We start from the raw sequence: 5,781 nt of genomic DNA, 5'->3' as shown, positions 1-5,781 counted from the left end.
ACATTAACCGTGAACTTAGCCATCTGGCGTTTAATTTCCGTCAGCTCATTGCGGCGCAGAAAGCGAATACCTTCTTTTCTCAAAGAAGGTAACAGGCTTTCATTTAATATCTGATATTGCAGCTCAACGTATTCTTTGGCCTTCTGGCTGATCTCTTTCAAGACCTGCTGTGGTCCCATACCGTCCAGGCCTACCTGCTCACGGGAGAAATCGACTTGCTGCATCAGGCCCGCGACACGGATTTCGAAATATTCATCCAGGTTGGAGCTGAAAATCAGCAGAAACCGGAAGCGCTCCAGTAGCGGGTACTCTTCGTTTAATGCTTGCTGCAGAACCCGGAAATTAAACGCCAGATGGCTAAGTTCACGGTTAATGTAATAGTCAGGGTTCTGGTAGTCACTGACCTTTGGGGGCTTGCTGGCACTTGACCCGGCAAGCTCAGATGACTGGGCCTGGGTGTCCTGAACATCCGACTGTTGGGGATTATCCATATGACCTCTTTCTCAGCAAAATAGCAGCAGTCTGGCTTATGATGACCGGTTTCAGTGGCTTTTGTCATGTATCCTGTCAGTGACGTTTGTCAGAGATTCAACCAATGGCCCGGTGAACAGGCGACTCCCGGAGCGGTTGTGATGGGGGAGAATATCGCATTATTCATTTTATTCTAACAGAAATAATAAAGACTACTCCCCCGGCCTGAACGTTTATTCTGTTTTTATCAATGGCTCATTTTACGGAGCGCTTTTGCAGCATCTTTGGCAAAATAAGTCAGAATGGCATCCGCACCGGCCCTGCGAAAACACATCAGAGATTCCAGCATGACGGCATCGCCGTTGAGCCAGCCATTGGCAGCCGCCGCCTTGTGCATGGCATATTCGCCACTGACCTGATAGGCAAAGACCGGTACCTTGAACTCATCCTTAACCCGGCGGACAACATCCAGGTAAGGCATGCCCGGCTTAACCATCACCATATCTGCGCCCTCTGCCAGGTCTGCTGCCACCTCGTGAAGTGCCTCATCGCTATTGGCAAAGTCCATCTGAAAACTGAACTTATTGCTTTTGCCAAGGTTGCCGGCTGAGTCCACAGCGTCCCGGAACGGGCCGTAGTAATTGGAGGCGTATTTGGCAGAGTAGGCCAGGATGCGGGTATTGATATGACCTTCCTCTTCCAGACGCTGGCGGATGGCACCAATCCGTCCATCCATCATGTCAGACGGGGCAACAATGTCTGCGCCTGCCTCTGCGTGAGACATGGCCTGACGGACAAGGGCCTCAACCGTTTCATCGTTGAGTACATAACCATCCTCATTGGTCAGGCCATCAAGACCGTGGGAGGTAAAGGGATCCAGCGCCACATCGGTAATCACACCCAACTCCGGGAACTGGCTTTTCAGTGCTCGAACCGCACTCTGGGCAAGGCCTTGTGGGTTCCAGGCTTCTTCGGCCAGCTCGGACTTCCTGTCAGCCGGTGTCACTGGAAACAGTGCAATGGCTGGAATGCCCAACTCAACCAGCTCAGCGGCTTCCTCAAGGAGCAGATCAATGCTGAGGCGTTCAATACCGGGCATGGACGCAACGGATTGACGCTGCTGATGCCCGGCCACGATAAACACTGGATAAATAAGGTTGTCGACGGACAGCTGAGTCTCGCGCATCAGGCGACGGGAGAAGTCGTTGAAGCGCATACGCCTCGGGCGGGTAGTAGGAAAAGGGCGATGAATCATACTTCTTTATCCTGAGTTTCTAATTTGACAATATGGGTGCATTATACGGGAAAGGACGTATGGGTTTGCAGGAATTAATGCCGTGTCAAACGCATGTTTATGAAATATCCGGGTTAGCTACTGGTTTCTGCTGGAAGGTATTATGAATAAAAAGAAATGGCTTTTGCTGGCAGTGCTTGCCGTAGCAATTGGTGCGTTTTACGCCCTGGACGGTCAGCAATATCTGACCCGTGATTTCTTTCAGGGCCTTTATCGTGATGATCCGGTACTGACGGCTGCCGCTTTCTTTATCATCTATGTGGCGGTTACCGGCCTTTCACTGCCGGGAGCGGCACTGCTTACGGTTGTCGCAGGTGCCATTTTTGGCCTGCTCCAGGGGCTGTTGCTGGTCTCTTTTGCCAGCACCATGGGAGCCACTCTGGCTTTTATGTTTTCAAGGACTTTATTAAGAGATTGGGTAGCGCAAAAGTTTGCTGGCTATCTGGACACCATTAACAACGGTGTGAAAAAGGATGGAGCCTTTTATCTGGCAACCCTCAGACTGATTCCGGCCGTTCCTTTCTTTGTTATCAATCTGGTCATGGGGCTGACAACCATGCGGGTCTGGACCTTCAGCTGGGTCAGTCAGCTGGGGATGCTCCCGGGAACGGCTGTTTTCGTGAATGCCGGTGCTCAGCTTGGCCTGGTAGAGGAACTCTCTCTCAAGGGAATTTTAACGCCACCTTTGATCGCTTCATTTGTGCTTTTGGGTATTTTTCCCTGGATTGCCAGGATGCTGATGGAGTGGCTGAAACGTCGTCGTTTATACCGCAGTTACCAGCGCCCGGCACAGTTTGATAATAACCTGACCGTGATTGGTGCTGGCTCCGCCGGGCTGGTCAGCAGCTATATTGCTGCAGCGGTAAAGGCCAGGGTATCACTGATTGAAAAGCATAAAATGGGGGGAGATTGCCTGAATACGGGCTGTGTGCCCAGTAAAGCTCTGATTCGCTCAGCCAAAATGGCGCATTACCTTAAGCGGGCCGATGAGTTTGGTATTGATCAGGTATCCGGGGAGGTCAATTTCTCCAGGGTGATGGAGCGGGTTCAGGAGGTAGTTCGCAAGGTCGAGCCACACGACTCTGTAGAGCGTTATTCCGGTCTGGGGGTTCACTGTATCAGTGGCTCTGCCCGGCTGATCAGTCCCTGGGAAGTCGAGGTGGACGGTAAAAGGATCACCTCCCGAAATATGGTCATTGCCAGTGGTGGCCGTCCCTATGTTCCGCCGCTGCCGGGTCTTGAGAACATCGAATACTACACGTCGGACACCATTTGGGATTTACGAAATAAGCCCGGTCGTATGCTGGTGATTGGCGGTGGCCCTATTGGCTGTGAGCTGGCTCAGGCCTTCACCAGGCTGGGTGTTCAGGTCATTCAGGTGGATCACGGGGCCCGACTGTTGCATCGTGAAGATGAAGATGTCTCGAAACTGGTGATGGATCAGTTTATTCAGGATGGTGTCGACTTGAGGTTGAAACACGAAGCCCGTTCCTTCCAGAAGTTTCTGGATCCAGACACCGGAGCCGAGCGCCAATTTCTGGAAGTCGGCTTTAACGGCCAGAAAGTGGAAATTGACTTTGATGTTGCCCTCTTTGCCACAGGCCGAAAAGCCAATACGGCAAATCTTGGCCTTGAAGGGCTGGGTATCGCATTAACTGAGCGGGGAACCATTGAAGTTAATGACTATATGCAGACCCGTTACCCCAATATCTATGCCTGTGGCGATGTCGCAGGACCTTACCAGTTTACCCATACGGCGGCACATCAGGCCTGGTATTGTGCCGTGAATGCCCTGTTTGGCCGCTTCAAAAAGTTCAAGGTGGATTATTCAGTGATTCCCTGGTGTACCTTTACCGATCCGGAAGTGGCCAGAGTGGGCCTGAATGAGCAGGAGGCTCAGGAACAGGGCATTGCCTATGAAGTGACCCGATACGGAATTGATGATCTGGATCGGGCTATAGCGGATGAAGAAGCACGAGGCTTTGTGAAAGTGCTGACCGTACCGGGAAAGGATAAGATCCTGGGAGTCACCATTGTCGGTTATCATGCCGGTGAACTGATTGCTGAGTATATCAGTGCCATGAAAAACGGTCTGGGTCTTAATAAAATTCTGGGAACCATCCATATCTACCCGACACTGAGCGAGGCCAACAAGTATGCTGCGGGTGAGTGGAAAAAAGCCCATGCGCCCCAGGGGGTATTGTCGCTGGTAGAGAAATACCACGCATGGATGCGCCATTGACTATTCTTAAGGGGTCATTATAGGCATAAGGATGTTTAATGAGTGACCCGGACCCGTCTGATGGTGGCCCGACAGAGGATCCCACAAAGGATTCTGTAAATAACAGCCCACAGTTAGCGTCGGCTGCCATCAGCGAAGATAAGCAAATCTTCAAAGAGCTGAAAAAAATCCTCAAGAATCGAAGTGTTATGCTGGCTGAGCCTTCTTCCCGGAAAAGTCTCAAAACCAATAACAAGAGCCTTCTGGCAAGAATAAAAAACTTTCTGCCAACCTCTGTCTATAAGATGATCTCCCGTCTCAAACCCATTGATAAACAGAAAAAGATTGGAACGATGATTGCGCTGGTCCAGCAAAAGAATCAAATGGCCTGGCAGCGCCTGGGAGAAGGCAAGGCTGAAGGTGCCTGTGATCAGGCGTTGCGCAAGCTACAGCTGGATTGTGAGCAGTCGCAGCTCTGGCTGGATCTGCTGGAGGGACGTGGGCAGTCCAGGGTTACCGAAGAACGGGCACGGGTGGTTGACTGCCTCAAGGACTGTGTTGCCGCTGACGTTGCCAGTGACTTCAGGCAGGCTGATAAGGCCTTCGTTGAGGCCGTTCACGATCTGAAGTTATCCATCATTCACGAAAATGATCTGAAAATTGAGCTGCAGGCACCTAATGCTTCCTCGCCGTTGGCCGGGGAGCTGAGGCAATTTGAGAAAATGCTGGTGGATGAGGCATCAGCACTGGAAGCCTATCGGCTGTATGGGCAGAATCAACGGTCATGACCGACTCTTCGGGATCATTTTACATTTAACTTTTTTCCCTTCAGCATTCGTTTTAGTAGTTATTATCAGCTCGAACTCGTCAATCTTATTCTCTAGGTTATGATGCTCCGCTTCCTTCAGAAGCCTGGTTTTCTCTTGGGTAAATGCTTCGTCAGAGGGAAATTTATCTCTATGGATAATATCCAGTGCTTTTTCCAGGTCGCCAAAGGGAAAAACAACAGAAAATTCTGTCTCCCTTTCATAGTAAGTCTGCGAGTCGGCTGGTGAAACAGTACGATCCGAAATGCTCTTTTGTTGCACGGCGGAATTGTTACCTTGCTCGGATCGATTCGACAGGAAATTGGAGATATTGGTGACAATGGCCACTACTCTTCCACAAAACCAGCGGACAAGGTCAATTGGCAGTTTTATTGCCGCCTTAACATAATGAACAATATTTTCAATCGAGTTATTTATCATGATTTTTATTCCTGAAAACTCTAACAATGTGCCCTGCAGCATCAAGAGATTTTGTCAGGGGGGATTTATTACGAAAATGCCGTTTCTCATTTTGGACTGTATACGGCTAAATAAGTTCCAGATGTTTCTGATGCCGCTTTGCCAGGAAAGGCCAGGATAGGCCAGGAGGCACAAGTCTGTTCTGTGTCCTGGTACTATAAAGGTTAAGGCTGGGCTGTTGTGGGGTCCGGACCATAGAATAGGTTGAAGGACTGGCAATACCATTGGTTTTTAACACCAGCAGAGACATAACTCCGCTGACTAAAACAAACCGCCTTGCCAGAATCAGATAACTTTATCAGGAGTTCTTCATGCTTTTCATGCTTTTCATGCTTTTCATTAATGGTGCCTCCCGGAGCAGCTTCAACAGCAGCCCTTCTTCCAGAAGCGCCCTTCTTACCAGGGTAAACCCGCCATACCATGGACTGTCATAAAGCGTTGAGTAAACGACTTTGGTTGCAAGGCTTTCATTGACTGATACCGTCTGCGTTTTCAGACAGTGTTTGATC

5 protein-coding genes and 1 pseudogene are annotated in these 5,781 nt (G+C 50.1%); 2 read left to right on the top strand and 4 right to left on the bottom strand.

Annotation, left to right across the window (positions count from 1 at the left end; translation table 11 throughout):
* A pseudogene (locus KDK13_RS11690) lies at positions 1-491 on the bottom strand (RNA degradosome polyphosphate kinase); the annotation flags it as partial.
* A gap of 227 nt (positions 492-718) precedes the next feature.
* Positions 719-1,726, bottom strand: coding sequence for a porphobilinogen synthase (hemB, locus tag KDK13_RS11685; RefSeq protein WP_257285147.1), 1,008 nt, complete (start codon positions 1,724-1,726; stop codon positions 719-721).
* A gap of 142 nt (positions 1,727-1,868) precedes the next feature.
* Between hemB and KDK13_RS11680 the strand changes: the two genes are divergently transcribed.
* Together KDK13_RS11680 and KDK13_RS11675 are read left to right on the top strand one after the other, a co-directional pair.
* Complete coding sequence (locus KDK13_RS11680; protein WP_257285146.1) at positions 1,869-4,007, top strand: FAD-dependent oxidoreductase; 2,139 nt, start codon at positions 1,869-1,871, stop codon at positions 4,005-4,007.
* A 38-nt stretch (positions 4,008-4,045) separates the two neighbouring features.
* On the top strand, positions 4,046-4,774 hold the full coding sequence (locus KDK13_RS11675) for a hypothetical protein (protein ID WP_257285145.1): 729 nt from the start codon (positions 4,046-4,048) through the stop codon (positions 4,772-4,774).
* On the opposite strand, the gene KDK13_RS11670 is transcribed toward KDK13_RS11675, so the two are convergent.
* A complete protein-coding gene (locus KDK13_RS11670; RefSeq protein WP_257285144.1) occupies positions 4,769-5,233 on the bottom strand; it encodes a hypothetical protein in 465 nt (154 codons plus the stop codon). The genes KDK13_RS11675 and KDK13_RS11670 overlap by 6 nt on opposite strands.
* Before the next feature lie 337 nt (positions 5,234-5,570).
* Positions 5,571-5,781 (bottom strand): hypothetical protein (locus tag KDK13_RS11665; RefSeq protein WP_257285143.1); only part of this gene is annotated, 211 nt, incomplete at its 5' end.

Source organism: Endozoicomonas sp. SESOKO1 (assembly GCF_024606265.1).
Taxonomy (GTDB): domain Bacteria; phylum Pseudomonadota; class Gammaproteobacteria; order Pseudomonadales; family Endozoicomonadaceae; genus Endozoicomonas.
This window is presented reverse-complemented; position numbering and strand designations above follow the sequence as displayed.